Genomic DNA, 17,620 nt, shown 5'->3' on the forward strand with positions numbered 1-17,620 from the left:
CTGTGACCTCAACTCTTTCCTCAATGCGCTGCTGGGTAGTGGTTGGCGTGCTCGCCAATATATCGCCCGTTTTGGCCGATTCATGGCCTGATAAGGCTTATAATCCGAAACCGGCTGACGAAGATATCATTTTGCCTATGCCTTGTGAGGGATCAATGGTATTTCGTCGGATTGAAATCCCGATGGATAGCCCGCTTGATGACCTGCCTGTAACCTTAGGAGAGGACAGTGGAGAATGGGGCGTTATCGAACACAGTTACCCTGCTTTTATTGCCGGAAGCTTTAATAATGGCAAACAGGGTAAAGGTCGTTATTACTTGATGGCCAAGTACCCTCTCACCGCTTTACAGTATCAAGCCTTAACGGAAGGAACCTGTCCCACAGTTTCACGTAAGTTGAACATACCCGCAACAGGCATGAGCTGGTTTGATGCAGTCAGCGTCGCCGATAAATATAACCAATGGCTACGAACAAACGCCATCGATAAGTTACCTGAAGAAGACGGTAAACCTGGATTTTTAAGACTCCCGACTGAAGTCGAATGGGAGTTTGCCGCCCGTGGTGGTCTGAAAGTTAATAGCGCTGAGTTTCGTGATGTACGCTATCCGATGGATGATATTAAAAAATATGAATGGTTTTCAGGAGCTCAGTCTTCCAACGGTAAAATACAGCTGGTAGGGTTGCTTGAACCAAACCCCCTCGGTTTACATGATATGCTCGGTAATGTATCCGAGATGATGTTTACCCCTTTTTATCTTAATAAGCTGAACCGACTACATGGTCAGGCCGGGGGCTTTGTCGTACGGGGTGGTAGCTTCCAGTCAAATCAGTCAGAAGTTCGTAGTGCGGCTCGTAGAGAAGTTAATTACTACGACAATGCAACACCATCGATTAGCAAAAGTATTGGTCTTCGTTTGGTCTTAGTGGCCCCGACCATCACCTCGCAGGATAGAGTTAAACAGCTAGAAAAAAGCTGGAAAACGCTAGGTGCCGATAATCAGCATGCTGAAAAACAAAAAGACGAAACAAAAGACACAGCCAGAGAGTTAGGCAGCCTTGCCTCTGCTGTTGATGATGCGGAGCTAAAACAAAAACTCAAAGGTCTCGAAAATCAATTACGTGCCAGTAATCAGAAACAGCAAGAAGATCGCGCCCAATCGATTCGTGCCAGCCATAACTTAGGCTCATTCCTATGCACTAAACTACAGGATGATGGTCGTTTTCTTGATTTTCTGAATCAGAATTATGAAGCGCTATGCAAAGATAAAGATGAAAATGATGCCCATTGTGCGACTCGTAAAACTAAATTGGGCGAACAAAAAGATAGGCTCCAGCAACTAACCAGTTATTACGCAAGTAGTCTGGTTGACTCCGCAACGTTATACGGACAGGAAGGACTCAAACACGAATTTTCAGTGTTTGATCAAATGCTGACTATTAACAAGCGTCTCTCCGGTCTGAAACCATTCCTGGCAGCCCACTGGAAAAATCAGCAGCAATATCTGGCAAACGGAAAAATTGATACCGCTGGCTGGCTGGAAACCTGCAAGCTGGTTGGCCCAAGTAAATAGCGAGAAATGACGCATCCTCATTATCAAACGTTAAAGATAACAATCGATCATTAGCGGGTTCAAAGAGGTGACTATTTTCAGTCACCTCTTTTCAATTATCCCTTACTCCAGATCTGCCCCATTACTCGCAATCACTTTCTGATACCAGTAGAAGGATTTTTTCTTCTTACGTTCACGCGTTCCCAGGCCCTGGTCATCAAGATCGACATAAATAAAGCCGTAGCGCTTACTTAACTCCCCGGTAGAAGCGGCAACCAGGTCGATGCAGGACCAGGTGGTATAGCCGATAACCGGAATGCCGTCTTCTATTGCCTCGCCCATGGCATTAATATGGTTGCGCAAGTAGTCAATGCGATAATCATCGTTGATTTCACCCTCGGCAGTGACTTCATCCCGTGCACCAAGGCCATTCTCAACCAGGAAGAGTGGCTTCTGATAGCGGTCATACATCATATTCATTGTGATGCGTAAGCCCAATGGATCGATGCCCCACCCCCAGTCACTCACTTTGATATGCGGGTTTTTCAGTGATTTAACTACGTTAGCTTCACTACTATTTTGCTCATTCATTTCAGCAGACGTACAGCGGGAAGCGTAGTAACTGAAAGAGACAAAATCGACGGTATTGGTAAGGATCTCTTCATCTTCCGGCTCTATCACCAGTGAAATACCTTTTTCTTTGAATAACCGAGCTGCGTAAGCCGGGTAATGACCACGCGCCTGGACATCAATAAAAAAGAGATTTTCACGGTCTTTATTCAGTGCCGCCCAGACATCATCAGGCTTGCATGACCAGGGGTAAAAAATGCCCCCCGCCAGCATGCAGCCAACCTGGTTTTTCGGGTTAACTTCATGGGCAATACGGGTGGCTAAAGCGCTGGCGACTAACTCATGGTGAGCCGCCTGATACTTAACCTGATCAGGGTTTTCATCAGCACTGAATACCAGACCCGCGCCAGAGAATGGGCTATGTAGCATGATGTTAATTTCATTGAAGGTCAGCCAGTATTTCACCAGACCATCAAACTCTTCAAAGCAGGTACGGGCATAACGGCTAAAGAAATCGACCATTTTCCGGTTACGCCATGAGCCATATTCAATCACCAGATGCATCGGCACATCGAAGTGACACAAGGTCACCAGGGGTTCGATATCGTATTTTCTGCATTCGGTAAACAGATCCCGATAAAAAGCGATCCCTTCCGCATTCGGCGTTAATTCATCGCCATTAGGGTAAAGGCGGCTCCAGGCAATAGAGGTTCTGAACACGCTGAATCCCATCTCAGCAAGCAGCGCAATATCTTCTTTATAATGATGATAAAAATCGATAGCCTGGTGGCTGGGGTAATATTCATCCTCACGCAGGCTAAAGCGCTGTTCCTGGCCCAGTTTAACCGGCATTCGATTACTGCCGTGGGGGATCATGTCCACCGTAGTCAGCCCTTTTCCTCCTTCACGGTATGCCCCCTCGGCCTGATTCGCAGAGATGGCTCCCCCCCAAAGGAAGTTGTCGGGAAATCTTGATGTGGACATGCGTATTTTTCCTTATCCGTTAATTAATTCAGGCGTTAGCCTGCTGAGGCTGAGAAACTTTCTGCTCAACAGGCTCTTTATTATCATTTTGTTTTTCTACAGGAATATCTTCAAAGCCAAGTAACAAGGTCACAATAAATGACATCACCACCGCCATAATCATGACGCCAAATACCCAGACGATGCTCATCGGGTTTTGTGGATCAAAAAACTGCACGCTGGTAAAGAGCCCGGGTGACGCCATAGAGTGACTCGCTAACCCGCCAATTCCGGCGACGGCACCGCAGAAAAATCCGGTAATTAAACTTGCTACCAAGGGTCTTTTGAGACGCAGAGCGACACCGTAGAGTGCAGGCTCAGAGATCCCGGCCACAATGGCAGAGGCAGCGGCGGCAAGTGCAGTCTGACGTAACTCAGGATTTTTGGTCTTCCAGGCAACGGCCAGCGATGAACCACCCAGTGCCAGGTTTGCGCCGATTTCTGATGGCATGACCATGCCCTCTTTACCGGTCTCGGCAATGGTCTGAATGATGGTTGGGGTAAAGACACGATGCATACCCGTCATTACCAGGAGTGGCCAAAGAGCGCCCATAATCGCTACCGATAACCAGCCAAGATAATGGTGAATGGTATAGACCACGGATGAAATACCGCTGCCAATCCAGATACCGACAGGTCCAATAAAAATAATGGCAATCGGCGAGGCAATCAGAAAAATAAGCATCGGTTTGAGGAAGTTCTTGGTAACAGCCGGAGTTATCTTATCGACCCATTTCTCGATGTAGGAAAGGATCCAAGTCATACACAATGCTGGGATGACGGTATAAGTGTACTTCACGGCGGTAATCGGAATACCAATAAACTCTACGGGCTGACCTTGAGCCGCTTTAGCCATTAAATCGATAAATGCCGGATGTACCATAACCCCTGAGATGGCAATAGCCAGTGACATATTGGTTTTGAACTTAACCGCAGCAGAGGCTGCCACCATAATTGGCAGGAAGAAGAATGCACCGTCGCCAATCACATTAAGCACGATCAGGGTTGAGGAGTCTTTGGTCAGGATACCCGACATGAGAAGGATCATGGCCAGTAGCTTCACCATTGATGCCCCGATGATAGCCGGGATCAGTGGTGACATAGTACCAATCAAGGCATCAAGAATACCGGCTCCGACACGACGAAAAGACCAGCCGGTTTTGGCAGCCGGTCGGGTATCCTGAGCGGCACCTTCCGGCAGCAATTTAATCACTTCGGCATAAGCCTGAGAAACGGTATTGCCAATAATCACCTGGCATTGTGAATCGGTTTTTACCACCCCCATCACACCACTGATACTTTTTAATTTTTGAATATCAACGGGCTCGTCATTTTTCAGCACAAATCTGAGGCGAGTCATACAGTGAGTGACAGCAGTAATATTTTCGACCCCGCCGATAGCATCAACAATCGAACGGGAAACAGCCACATAGTTCTTGGACATAGGTAAATGAGCTCTTGTAATCGCACTCTACATCCAGCGGTATAGGGCACTAAATGTAACGGCCAGACATCCCGTTTCATGGCGATTTATTTAAGTTTATGTATTAACTGATATTTCTATCGTTAATTGAGTATTTATGTTACTGAGCAACAAAAGAGGTAACCGGTTCCACACAATATTTATTTTATTTGTTATTAATTCAATTTATTTTTAATTCGATTGTCATTTTATGTGATCGGGTTCACCAAATTCATTCATGTTTTAAATGGACTTCGCTCTGATAGCGGCACAGTTCTCTGCATCTCTGACGTTAAAAAATGTGTAAAATGATTCCGGTATCAATTGGTCGGGATAAAGACATGTCTACAATGCAGGAAGTAGCGAAACGGGCAAACGTATCAAAAGCGACAGTTTCGCGTGTGTTGTCAGGGAAAGGCTATACCAGTGACGAAACCAAAGCGCGGGTGTATCAGGCGATTGAGGAAACGGGCTATCGCCCGAATTTGCTGGCGCGCAACCTTTCGACCAGCAAGTCCGCCTGTATTGGCCTGGTGGTGACCAACAATCTTTATCAGGGCAGTTACTTCAATGAAATCCTGTCTCAGGCGGCCAAAAAGGTTGAGGATAATGGCCGGCAACTGATCCTGGTTGACGGCAAACACAGCGCCGAGGAAGAACAGGCTGCGATTCAATTTCTGCTCGACTTACGCTGTGATGCGATTATTGTTTATCCCCGCTTTCTCAGCATTAGCCAGATGGATGAGATAATTGAGCAACATCCCCAGCCTATTATGGTCGTGAACCGTAAACTGAGAAAAAATCAGAGCCACTGCATCGTCTGCGATCATAAAGGTTCCAGTTTTAATGCCACCCAATATTTAATTTCCCGCGGACATAAAGAGATTGCCTTTATTACCGGTTCGATGGACTCACCGACAGCCATTGAACGCCTGGCTGGCTATAAAGAGGCGTTGACTGCAAACGGAATAAATATTACCGAATCACTGATTATTCCAGGCCGCTGGACGCCTACTTGCGGTGTTCAGGCCGTCATGAAGTTACACCACCAGGCTACGCCTTTTACCGCAATTCTGGCCAGCAATGATGATATGGCCATCGGGGCAATCAAAGCGCTGGACGATACAGGTATTGCAGTTCCTCAGCAGGTATCCGTTATCGGTTTCGATGATATTCCAACCGCTCCCTTCCTGAAGCCAGCTTTATCCAGTGTGAAAGATCCGGTTAATGAAATGATTAATGAAGTGATTCATCGGGTTATTTCGATGCTCGATGGCGGGCATTTCTTAAAAGATAATATCTTTACGTCTGAATTAAAAATCAGGGATTCTGTGGGGGATGTCCCCGGCGTATAAATGTAATAACGCCAGCAAGAAGCTGGCGTTATTTTTGATATTCGTCGCAGTGAAAATTAACGAACAATAATCCCTAACAGAATACCCAGGGCACCAAAGTCAGCATCACTGAAGGTGGTGTTGGCGAAGCCGATATTGCCAAGTACTGGCAGCAGGAATACTGGCAGGAAGGTAATCAGCAAGCCTTGGGCAAAGGCACCCAGAATTGCACCACGGCGTCCGCCGGTTGCGTTCCCAAAGACCCCGGCAGCTGCCCCCACGAAGAAGTGTGGTACTACACCCGGAATAATAACCGTCATATCCAACAGATACAGAGCAAACATACCAATTAAGCCTGCTGAAAAACTGCTCAGGAAGCCAACCAGTACCGCATTCGGTGCATAAGGGAAGACGACCGGGCAATCCAGCGCAGGTTTCGCGTTAGGCACTAACTTATCGGAAATACCTTTAAATGCCGGGACGATTTCCGCGATAACCATACGTACACCTTGCAGGATGATGTAGACACCACCGGCAAAAGTGATTGACTGCATGATGGAGAACATAAACCAGTTCTTACCGCCACTTAGCTCTTTCACCACATCCGCACCGGCAAAAAAGCAGGTGACCAGGAAAATAATGCTCATTGTGAACGAGATGGCAACCGGAGTATCACGTAAAAACAGCAGGCTTTTTGGCACATTCATATCTTCCGTTGAATGCGCTTTATTACCAAATTTACTACCGATAAAGCCGGCCAGGACATAAGACAGTGTTGAAAAGTGACCGATAGCAACATCATCAGAACCGGTGACTTTCTTCATATATGGATGAGCAATCGCCGGGAAGAAGACCATCGCCACACCGACAACCAGAGAGCCTACTGCAATCAGGGTCGTACCTGTCATTCCTGCCGTTGCCAGAATCACCGCCACCATCATTGACATAAATAAGGTATGATGGCCGGTCAGGAAGATAAATTTCCAGGGCGTAAAACGCGCAATCAAAATATTGATAACCATCGCGAAGAACATAATCATCGCCATTTCTTTACCAAAACTTTTCTGTGCAACTGAAACGATAGCTTCGTTGTTCGGTACGACACCTTGTATACCAAAGGCGTGCTGGAAAATATTAGCGAAGTCTCCCAATGATGAGACCACTAAACCCGCACCGGCACCTAAAATCACAAAACCCATAATGGTTTTGACGGTACCTTTAATACATTCTGTCACCGGTTTTTTCTGTGCAATCAGGCCAATTAAGGCGATAAAACCGACCAGTACGGCAGGTTCTGACAGCACATCACTCATCAAAAAACGAAAGAAATCCATACTGACCTCAGCTTAAAGTGCGCCTAACTCGGTTAATGCCACCGACAAGCGCTCTTTCATGGCTTTCTTATCGATCATATTTTCCAGTGAAACAATTTTCCCGGCGACGGACTGGGCAACGAGTTGCTCGGCAATGTCTTTAGTTCCGACAAAAATATCACTCGGCGTTCCTTTGGCAGAACCGAGATCGACATGGTCAACTTCAGCGCTGACGGACAGCTCTTTCAGGATGTTTTTGATGCTCATTTCCATCATCAGGCTGGTACCTAAACCATTTCCACAAACCACTGTAATTTTCATAACTGAACTCCTGGATTAATAGCGTGCAATGACAGATAAGATTTCTGGCACGGTTGTGGCCTGTAAAAGGGCCTGAGTGTCTTGCTCGTTATCGAATAACTGAGCAAGCTGAGAAATGATTTCAATGTGACTTGTGCTATCTGTCGCCGCTAACACAATCAACAGTTTCACCGGGTCGTTTTCATCGGCATCAAAATTTACGCCAGAAGGAATCACTGTCAGCGCCAGAGACAGTTTGTTTGCGCCTTCTTCAGGGCGAGCATGGGGCATGGCAATACCCGGGCCAACCACATAATAAGGGCCAATCGCTTCATGAGAGCGGTAGATAGCCTCAACATAACGTGGTTCTATCGAACCATTTTCAATCAATGGCTGACAGGATATCGCTATGGCATCGCGCCAGTCTTTAGCCTGTTCGACTATCTGAACAACCTCTGTGGTTAATAAATTTTTTAGCATGCTTAACGACTCCAGGTGGTGATGGCAAGCAGAGTAGATTTTTCACAAACAGATAAATGTGATTGATCTCTCATTTTGTGACGCCATTTGGTAGCGCTATCATGAAAACGTGATAGCGCTACCAAAAAACGATGATAGCGCTATCATCATTTCAGATTTATGATTCTGGTCAGGATGGATTTGCCCCTTTTTCCAGCATAATTTGAGTGACTTATTGGTCTACAATGTACCGACCTGATTAGACAGATAAATGGCGTGATGAATATAATGGAAGCAATTGATTGTGAGTGCTCCGGGAGCCTGAATGAAAACAACGCGTAAGCGCCGCAATACCGGGCGGGTTACATTACAAGAAGTGGCTAATTTTGCAGGTGTCGGAACCATGACCGTTTCCCGGGCCTTAAGAACCCCGGAACAAGTCTCGGATAAACTGCGGGAAAAGATAGAACAGGCGGTTGAAGCCTTAGGCTATATCCCTAATGGAGCGGCAGGCGCTCTGGCTTCAGGTACCAGTAATATTGTTGCCGTATTGCTTCCTTCTCTGTCTGATAAAGCCAGCTCACGTTTTATTCAGTCACTGCAACAGGTACTCAATAAAAATGAATTTCAGCTGTTACTGGGCTTCCATGAACATAATCACCATAAAGAAGCCAAAATACTCACCACCCTGCTGCAAAGTAATCCGGCTGCATTAGTGATTTTTGGCTCCCAGCTAGCCGATGAAACTTATCAGATTATCGATAAGACAAATGTTCCTACTATTAACGTAGTGGGTGCACCCTATAGCCAGGCCCATATTTCTATAGAGACCTCTTTTTCAGAAGCGACACGCAAACTGACTGAACAGTTACTCGATCGTGGATACAAGAATATTGGTTTTATTGGTGCAAATATGGATAACCGTCTGCAGCGTCAGGAACTGAATGGCTGGCATAAAGCCATGTTGAGTCATTATCAGAACTCAGATTTTGTGGTCACGACGCGGGATACCGCCAGCCTCCAGTTTGGCCGTTATGCGTTAAGTGAGATGTTACTGCAGCGGCCAGAATTAGATGCCGTGATTTGTAGCCATGAAGACATTGCCCTGGGCGTCATGTTTGAGTGTCAGCGCCGCTTACTGAAGATCCCCGGTAATATTGCCGTCGCTTGTCTGGACGACTCAGGTAGCTGCGACCAAACCTTCCCGACGATAACCGCTATCCACATCGATTATCAGAATATGGGCAAAGTGACGGGTAACCTGCTGATTGAGTTACTCAGCGATGGCCAGGATGATGAACTGGACGAGCCACGCGTTGAATCATTCAGCTACCAGATTGAATTAAGACAAAGTACATAAAAACAAGAAAAAATACGCTCTTTCCCAGCAATGCTGGGAAAAATGGCCATCAGGTTATGACATTCTTCCCGCTCATCTCTTCCGTACCGATACTTGAAGCCGCTCTGCTACTTATCAAAAAAGTTTGTAACCTTTCATTTAAAATCAATAACATGTAGGAACTTTCTTACTTTATATTTTTAATTAAATCGCGAGAAATTATTCCTCTTTTATTTATTCTCTAGAGCGACGTCAAACTTTTATGAATTATTTATTCTTTATAAGGTTTCCCTTATACCCCTAATGATAACCCTCGAGTACTATGTACTTCTTCCTTGATGAGAACGATTTTTAAATTATTTAAATAGATGATTTAACGATGTAACCTCAGCAGAGAAATTAGTGATAGCAAAATGAATTTAATAGCATATGGCTTATTCCATATGTAACGAAACACTATTTTTTAAATAAAATATACACCCAATAAATTAAACAAGGCAATTAAAATGAAACTTAACGTATTAGCATCTTCCGTACTGGCTTTAGTTATTTCTAGCGCATCTTCATCTGTATTTGCAGCTGACGTTGGTAGCGGCACTATTAAATTTGATGGCACTGTTAACACCGGCGCATGTACTATTGTTCCTTCATCTGTAAACAAAGAAGTTGGCCTCGGTTCTGTACCTGTAGCTTCACTTCAGGTTGCAGGAAACCAGGGTCCGGTTTCTGATTTTACTCTGGAACTGACTAACTGCATGTTAGACCCAAGCAACAGCGGTACTGATTTCTCTAAAGTTATCGTAACCTTTACCGGTCAGATGGACACTGCTGGCAGCCTGTGGGCAAACAACGGTACCGCAGCAAATATGGGCGTACTGTTCCAGGATGCTAACGGTGCTGACCTGACCAATAACGGTACTGTTGAACAGAGTCTGAGAGCAGGTAGCAACACCATTAACCTGACTGCACGTATGCAAGCTCTGGGTGCAGCAACAGCCGGTTCAGTAAAATCAACCGTTGCTTACGTACTGGATTACCAGTAATAGATACGAGCCAGCTTTATTGTTATATCCCTGAATACTTCAAGTTGCAGCCAACGCGCATGCAACTTGAAGCATGATGGATATACAGTGCAGGCCACATCCTGCACTGTATATAAATAACTACACCTCTATTTTCCTATGACGAGTCCTGCTGAGTGCGATTATTTTTGATAATCAAAATTGCATATGAAAAAAAATATAATTATTAAATTACTCGCCAGTACGTTCTTCTATTCCTATTTAGCTCACGCTCAGGATGTACAGTTTAACGAGCAAGCCCTCGTTATTTCCGGAATTTCTAATATAGACTTAAGTTCTTTTGAAAAAAGTGCCCAGTCTGAAGGGGTTTATTTTGTCGGTGTTACCGTCAATGGTCGAAAAATTAACTTTTTCGATAAAATCAGCTTTGCTAAAAAAGACGGCATTATTCAACCCTGTCTGACGGACAGTTTGATCAAGGCAATTGGCTTAAAAGACGAATTTATTAAAAAAATCCCTCAATGGAATCAAGGGGAATGTTTCGATCTCGGTTCTCAGGATCAAAACATCAAAATTAATTTTGATGATGAAAAACAGGAACTGAATCTTTCTATACCACAGATCTATTTTCAATATAATGATGATAACTGGATCCCTCCGCAACAGCGTGACAGTGGTGTGAACGCCCTGATACTGGATTACAGTGTCATTGATAACTATATAAAAAGCAGAAATATAGCTGGCTATAATAGCCTGAGCTCTTACGGGACGGCTGGAGCCAATATCGGTTCCTGGCGTCTGCGTAGTAATTATCAATATCAGAATAATAACAGCAGTCAAAATCGGCAGAATAAATTTGAGTGGATACAGACCTATGCATTTACCGATATCCCTGCACTAGCATCTAAATTATTTATCGGTCAGCATTATACATCCAGCAGTATTTTTGATTCAGTTCGCTTTAAAGGCGCCAGTGCCTTTAGCGACGAGAATATGTTACCGGCGATTTTAAGAGGCTACGCCCCTCAAGTGACGGGAACCGCAACCAGTAATGCAACGGTAACTATCTCTCAGAATGGCAGAATACTGAATCAGGTGAAGGTGCCGCCAGGCCCATTCTCGATTGATAACTTGAGCTCATCGCTCTCCGGTACGCTGGATGTCAAAGTAGAAGAAGAAGACGGTGCTGTTCGTCAGTTCCAGGTCGCCACTACGTCTATTCCTTTCCTGACGCGTAAGGGAATGGTGCGTTATAAAATAAATACCGGGCAATTTGATCCGCTTAGCTATGGTGAGGTTAACACCGGTTTTGTTTCTGGCGAGCTATCATGGGGGTTGTTGAATAACCTTTCCGCTTACAGCGGAATGTTCGCCACCATCGGCAGTAAGTATAAAGCCTTAAGTATTGGGCTGGGTACCAATATGGGTAACCTGGGGGCGCTATCTTTTGATGTGACCCAGTCTCGTAGCCAGATAGAAGATATGCCAAGACGCCGGGGAGAAAGCTACCGGGTGAGCTATGCAAAAAGGTTCTCTGACTCCAGCAGACTTAACCTGACGGGATATCAGTTTTCTAATGAAGGCTATATGTCCGTGAATAACTATGTCGAAAGCAAGGCCAGAAGAGCGGATGCGTTATATCGGCAAAAGAATTTATTTTCGACCTCATTCACTCAGCGATTACCTGATTTGAATGCGGATGTTAGCCTGAATTACTCAAGGACAACATACTGGAATAAAGCAAAAAGCAACGATAGCCTGAGCCTGTCTTACAGCACGATGCTTAAAGATAGCTGGCTGAAGGATACATTATTAAGCGTTTCAGTTAGCCAGAGCATCTCTTCAAGAGAGAGTCGCGCTAAACAGGCTTATATTTCATTAAGCGTTCCGTTTGGCGGTGAATCAAAATCACGACTGCAATACTTCGGCTCTTATGACGAACGCAGTAAGAATTATAGCAATAATATGAGTTATTCGACCGTGAAGGATAACAACAATATTAATATTGGCGTTTCAAACACGAACTTTTTTGAAAATACGGCGATGAACGGATCGGTTTATCGTGATACGCCTTATGCCACGACGCAGTTCAGTGGAGCCTATGGCAAAGATCACCAGTCTCTGAGTGCGTCAGTAGACGGATCATTGACCTTAACCCAACAGGGGCCGGTGCTTCACAGAAGGGTGTATCCGAACCAGGCGCGTATGATTATTGATGCTGATACGGCAAGTAACGTCTCAGTTAATGATAATGAGTCTGTTACTAACCGTTTTGGTCTGGCAGGGATAAGTAATGTCCCAACCTATTACCGAAGTGCGCAGTATCTTGATCTCAACAATATGCCCGATAACGTCAGTATTGAAGATAACGTTATTGAATCGGCCTTAACCACGGGCGCTATTGGTTATGCCAAAGTGAATGCCGTTATCGGTGACAAAGCATTACTCACCATTATGTTAACCAATGGGACAGTGCCGCCGTTTGGTGCCACCGTCTATGATAAAGAAAGTAATAAACAGCTCGGGATTGTTTCAGAAAAAGGACAAACCTATCTGACAGGTATCAAAAGTACACAGAAGATATTTGTTAAATGGGGCGACAACCAATCTTGCCAGATTATGATTAAAAATGCCGATGTCCAGAAACTGAAGCAATTAACCTGTACGAAGGATTTATGATAGTGAAAAATACAAACGTTATTCTCAGCACCCTTTTATTATTAAGCAGCTATGCTCAGGCGTCACTCACCATGGACCGCACGCGTGTTATCTATGATGCGGCAAAACCGGGCGTGAGCGTTGTGGTCGAAAATATTGATGCGAAAGATCCGTATTTAGTACAGACCTGGCTTGAATCAAGTGATGGCAAGAAAATAACCGAGCCCTTAGTGGCACTGCCGTTGTTACAGCGAATTGAGCCGAATCAGAAAAAACAGATCCGCATTAATTCGGTTAACGAGATAACGCCTCTGTCTAAGGATAAAGAAAGCCTGATGTATTTTAACATTCTTGGCGTTCCTCCTAAAAGTAACATAGAGAACGTGGTGGAAGTGGTTATTCAGTCTCGCTTTAAGCTATTTTATCGTCCAAAGGGATTACAAAAATACCCTGACAATAACTGGCAGCAAGAGCTAAAAGTTGAGAAGAAAAATAACCAGCTTTACTTTAGCAACCCAACACCTTATCACGTTGTGATTATTAACATTAATAACAAACCACAAAAGGTGAAGGATTTCTCAGAGGTTATCATTAAACCAAACGGTAATTTTGTTTACCCGTTAAATGACAAGCAAAGAAGTGGTAATGATTTTATGGTGACTTATATTGATGATTACGGTGCACCAAAAACATTAAAATACACATGTTCTGGCAGCAGTTGCTCTTTATTAAAAGAAAAGCCTTCGAGTAAAGGGTAAGATATGCTCAGATTAAACAGTATCATAAAAAAAATAATTTTCACCCTGGTGCTTAGTATGCTGGGTATCAGTCAAATTTTTGCTGCTGTCTCCAATTGTCAGCCTAGTGACATGGGTGATCATATTGATCTATCTATCAATTTTGAGATAACAAAAAATACAACGACAATAGCACCTGGAACAATTCTCGCCAGTCAACAAAGTGCTTTTATTGGTTTATTATGTCACTTTACTGGTCAAAGAAATAATGTTTACTTTAGAAGTACCATGCCTGAAAATATAAGAATCATGTTAACTGACAATGGTGTTGAGATATTTCAGCAATATAGCATTGGCGGGGATATTGATTATAATATTACTCAGCCAGGGCATTCCGATATTTTACTAGGTGCCTGGGGCGAATCTACTAATGGGAAAGGGTTTGGTATACGCTATATGTTTACCGTCAAAAAAGGGGCTGCTAATTTAAAACCCTTTGATACAGGCGTTTTTCTACTGGGTTATCATATTAATGAAGAAAGGCAAAATATTGGCGCTCCTATCTATGCCCGTTTTATGGGTAACCTAACGCTACTCTGTCCGACACCTAAGGTCGATATCACTGCCTCAAACGGTGGTAGCGTGAACTTCGGCACTATATCGCCACAAAGTATGAAGAGTGGAAGTGTAGTCAGTAAGACTTTTAACCTTAATATGAAGGTGAATCCGGAGTGCGAAACGGGTTTAAATATCTCGGTACGCTTCGAACCAAATAATAATACCGTACTGGACAATAAAAACCTGGATATGGGCAACGGGTTACAAGTTCAGCTAAGCAATAGTAGCGGCGATATTGACTATAACGAATCGTACTTTGTCGGTGACATTATGCCTTTCACGCCAGTAGACCAGTTCTATACCGCGACACTTTCGCATATACCTGGCAGCAATATTGTTTCCGGACCCTTTTCGAAAACCATCCGGGTAGTGGTTTCTTATTGATATTCGATGCTGGTGGTACAAATATTTTACTACCAGCATCATCAGGTTGATTAAAAAGCCAGCCCGACAAGCCACATGAAAGAGCATGATGTTATACATCTTGCGAAAAACAGAACTTATTCAGCGCCTGAACTTTTCGGTAATAAGTTCTTTAATTAAGGTAAACCTTATTGATAAAAGGCCGCTCGCCTTTATGATGTGTGCATGAAATATTATAAAGATATCAATAGCAAGCAAAGATACTGGCGAGTTTTTTTCATTAAATTCTCACTAACGGCTATCTCATTTTTATTTATATTTTTGTTTGGTTTGACGATCATCGTTTACATAAATCATAAAATACATAATTCTTTTTCTGATATCTATAATACAATTGAAAATGATGCTGTAAACACGCGAAATTATTATAAAAGCTATGAAACGCTTTTATTATCATTACTCCACTCTTCATCTGAGATCAATAACACAGATGACGTACTTGTTTTTTTCAAAGAAAAAAATGACAATAGTTACAATCACTTTAATTACCAGCCAGAGCCCACTGAGGCTGGATATTCAGGGATTATTCCAACTAAAAATCATATTTCAATGCTTATTGAAAAAAATATTGACCTCATTCATATATCCACATTGACAGGTGGTATTGATTTTATTGTTTCCCCTTCAACGGCAAGTCGTCAAAAAATAAAACAAGACCGTTTCTGGCTATGGCGAAACCTGGCTCAGCATAGCCAAAACAATGTATCTGAAAACCAAGACCAGATTATATGGATTAATACCTCTGATATTCATGACGACAGAATATATATGTTCACTCTGTTACAGGACAGGTCAAATGGTACTGAATGGCTGGGTATTTCATTTATGCCGGCTAATAATTTAATTAATGATAACTCCTCTTTTAAAGAGAATAAATTCTTGCTCAGCCCGGCAGGAAAAGTCGTGTCATCTAAAGAAAAAATGGGCAATGTTTCTCAGTGCCTGATTAACTCCTCTCATCAGAGTTTATTGTCTAATATTCAGAATAATATCATTCCGAAGTATTTAAGCCTCAACATTTCCTTAGGGCAGCCTGGGTGGGCGCTACTCTATTGCGTTGAATGGCATACGGTTATAAAACAGAGCGTTAGCAGTTTCGCGGGTATGCTGGCATTGATCGTAATAGTTTCCTTGCTAAATTTCTCAGCAAACTACTACCTGTTCCGCTATCTGATGAAACCGAATATAGCGCGCTATCGATACCTTGAAAAAAGAAATAACAGATTAAACAATTTAATAGATACTGCGCCTATCGGACTGGGATTGATTAGCTATAACAATGTAGAGATTCTATTAGCCAATTCACTTATCAGAGAATGGATGGCCTGCGATCCTGACTGGCTGAGCAGAATCTCATCACATACGACATCATTAACATCACAGGAAATTTATCTTGGCAATGGTAAGGTTTACCAGTTGAGTACCCTGTTATTGGATGAAAACGATGAAACTATCGTGTTCTGCTTATTAAATGATATCAGCTGGGTGAAAAAGAAAGAGCGCTATCTGAACAACGCCAAAAATAATGCTGAAGCTGCTAACCTGGCAAAATCGATGTTTATCACGACCATGAGCCACGAAATACGTACTCCTTTATATGGGATGTTAGCGACGCTTGAACTGATGTATCTGACGCCACATTCAGAGCAACAAAGAAATCATTTAAATACCTTAAAGTATGCTTTTACTAGTTTGCAGAGAATCGTCAATGACAGCCTTGATCTGTCGGTTATTGAAGCGGGTAAATTGCAGCTTATTAATACTTTGTTTAACCCGATGGAACTCGCAGAACAGGTGATTACTTTTTTCTCTGCTAAAGCTGAAAGTAAAAATCTGACTATCTATGCTCTGTGCGACCCGGGAATTCCATCAACCTTAATCGGTGATGGTATGAGAGTACGGCAAATACTGGATAATTTAGTTAATAATGCGATTAAGTTTACCGATATAGGACAAATCATCTTACGCATCAAGGCGAAAAAATTCTCTCTTGGCTCAGTGCAACTGATGTTTGAAGTCACGGATTCCGGTATTGGGGTCAACCAGGCTGATTTGCCTAAATTATTTGATCCTTTCTTCCATACCAATCGCCGTGGAGTAGGATCGGGCTTAGGGTTATCCATTTGTCTCAGACTGGTAAAAATGATGGATGGCACCATTGAAGCCGCAAGCATCCCCGAACTGGGCACCAGGATAGCAGTGAACATTACATTTCCTTTACCAGCAGATAAATTTGAACTGGACACTATCTATTTGCCCAATGAAGTCGTTTTTGTAGAAGGTGCTCTGCCGGAGGTGGTGAATAATATTTGCGACTGGCTTTGCCTGTGGGGAGCTGATGCCCGTCCTTTAGAGTCAGAAACATCGGGGCTATTAATCTCCACCTGGCCTCAGTCCTATAGAAGCATTAACTGGATTGGTCCACGGATTATCGCCCTTCCACCTTCAGCGGATAGCCGGTTATATGAGAACGCACATACCACTGTGGTTAATGCATACAGCGTACTGGATATTGGAAGAGAACTGGCTCGCCACTATGCACTGATGAAAAAAATAGGGTCTTAAAAACATCCTCTCTCAATAACTTTGACAGAATGAGTTATCTCCAAGGCTCTCTTCTCCCCTTTGCCAGAAGCAGGCAGGTTAAGTTAATAAAAATTTTATCTGACATTAGCTTTTTATAGCTGAAATCTGTTTTACTGAGAGATGTAATGTATAAAAAAAGTGGCTGTCATCACACTCTGATAGTTCACTTTTTGTATATTAATACAAAGTGTCTTTTTACAAAAAACATTAAAGAAATCGAGGCCAT

13 protein-coding genes are annotated in these 17,620 nt (G+C 43.4%); 8 read left to right on the forward strand and 5 right to left on the reverse strand.

The window, feature by feature from the left end:
* Positions 1-2 precede the first annotated feature (2 nt).
* A complete protein-coding gene (locus tag M2387_RS08040) occupies positions 3-1,571 on the forward strand; it encodes a formylglycine-generating enzyme family protein (RefSeq protein ID WP_259048638.1) in 1,569 nt (522 codons plus the stop codon).
* Positions 1,572-1,673: 102 nt separating this feature from the next.
* Here M2387_RS08040 and M2387_RS08045 read toward each other — a convergent pair whose 3' ends face one another.
* A complete protein-coding gene (locus M2387_RS08045; RefSeq protein WP_259048639.1) occupies positions 1,674-3,104 on the reverse strand; it encodes a 6-phospho-beta-glucosidase in 1,431 nt (476 codons plus the stop codon).
* A 28-nt stretch (positions 3,105-3,132) separates the two neighbouring features.
* A complete protein-coding gene (gene ascF / locus M2387_RS08050) occupies positions 3,133-4,587 on the reverse strand; it encodes a PTS cellobiose/arbutin/salicin transporter subunit IIBC (RefSeq protein WP_259048640.1) in 1,455 nt (484 codons plus the stop codon).
* Between the two features lie 359 nt (positions 4,588-4,946).
* Here ascF and M2387_RS08055 point away from each other — a divergent pair, with 359 nt between their 5' ends.
* Complete coding sequence (locus M2387_RS08055; RefSeq protein ID WP_259048641.1) at positions 4,947-5,960, forward strand: LacI family DNA-binding transcriptional regulator; 1,014 nt, start codon at positions 4,947-4,949, stop codon at positions 5,958-5,960.
* 56 nt (positions 5,961-6,016) lie between these two features.
* On the opposite strand, the gene M2387_RS08060 is transcribed toward M2387_RS08055, so the two are convergent.
* The 3 genes from M2387_RS08060 to M2387_RS08070 are packed head-to-tail and all read right to left on the reverse strand — an operon-like array spanning position 6,017 to position 8,032.
* Positions 6,017-7,273 carry a PTS ascorbate transporter subunit IIC gene (locus M2387_RS08060; RefSeq protein ID WP_259048642.1) on the reverse strand — a complete coding sequence of 419 codons (1,257 nt, stop codon included), beginning with the start codon at positions 7,271-7,273 and terminating at the stop codon, positions 6,017-6,019.
* Positions 7,274-7,285: 12 nt separating this feature from the next.
* Entirely contained in the window at positions 7,286-7,573 is a 288-nt protein-coding gene (locus M2387_RS08065; protein WP_259048643.1) for a PTS sugar transporter subunit IIB, read from the reverse strand.
* Between the two features lie 15 nt (positions 7,574-7,588).
* Positions 7,589-8,032: a PTS sugar transporter subunit IIA gene (locus M2387_RS08070; RefSeq protein ID WP_259048644.1), complete on the reverse strand. Its 444-nt coding sequence runs from the start codon at positions 8,030-8,032 to the stop codon at positions 7,589-7,591.
* 304 nt (positions 8,033-8,336) lie between these two features.
* On the opposite strand from M2387_RS08070, the gene M2387_RS08075 reads away from it, so the two are divergent.
* The 6 genes from M2387_RS08075 to M2387_RS08100 all read left to right on the forward strand — a co-directional run bounded on the left by M2387_RS08075 (position 8,337) and on the right by M2387_RS08100 (position 17,373).
* A complete protein-coding gene (locus tag M2387_RS08075) occupies positions 8,337-9,371 on the forward strand; it encodes a LacI family DNA-binding transcriptional regulator (RefSeq protein ID WP_259048645.1) in 1,035 nt (344 codons plus the stop codon).
* 485 nt (positions 9,372-9,856) lie between these two features.
* A complete protein-coding gene (locus tag M2387_RS08080; RefSeq protein WP_259048646.1) occupies positions 9,857-10,393 on the forward strand; it encodes a fimbrial protein in 537 nt (178 codons plus the stop codon).
* A 186-nt stretch (positions 10,394-10,579) separates the two neighbouring features.
* Positions 10,580-13,051: a fimbria/pilus outer membrane usher protein gene (locus tag M2387_RS08085; protein ID WP_259048647.1), complete on the forward strand. Its 2,472-nt coding sequence runs from the start codon at positions 10,580-10,582 to the stop codon at positions 13,049-13,051.
* A gap of 2 nt (positions 13,052-13,053) precedes the next feature.
* On the forward strand, positions 13,054-13,788 hold the full coding sequence (locus M2387_RS08090; protein WP_259048648.1) for a fimbrial biogenesis chaperone: 735 nt from the start codon (positions 13,054-13,056) through the stop codon (positions 13,786-13,788).
* Positions 13,789-13,845: 57 nt separating this feature from the next.
* On the forward strand, positions 13,846-14,769 hold the full coding sequence (locus M2387_RS08095; RefSeq protein WP_259048649.1) for a fimbrial protein: 924 nt from the start codon (positions 13,846-13,848) through the stop codon (positions 14,767-14,769).
* A 204-nt stretch (positions 14,770-14,973) separates the two neighbouring features.
* On the forward strand, positions 14,974-17,373 hold the full coding sequence (locus M2387_RS08100) for a sensor histidine kinase (RefSeq protein WP_259048650.1): 2,400 nt from the start codon (positions 14,974-14,976) through the stop codon (positions 17,371-17,373).
* The last annotated feature ends 247 nt before the right edge of the window (positions 17,374-17,620 follow it).

Origin of the sequence: Klebsiella sp. BIGb0407 (genome assembly GCF_024807845.1) — a bacterium.
GTDB lineage: Bacteria > Pseudomonadota > Gammaproteobacteria > Enterobacterales > Enterobacteriaceae > JGM124.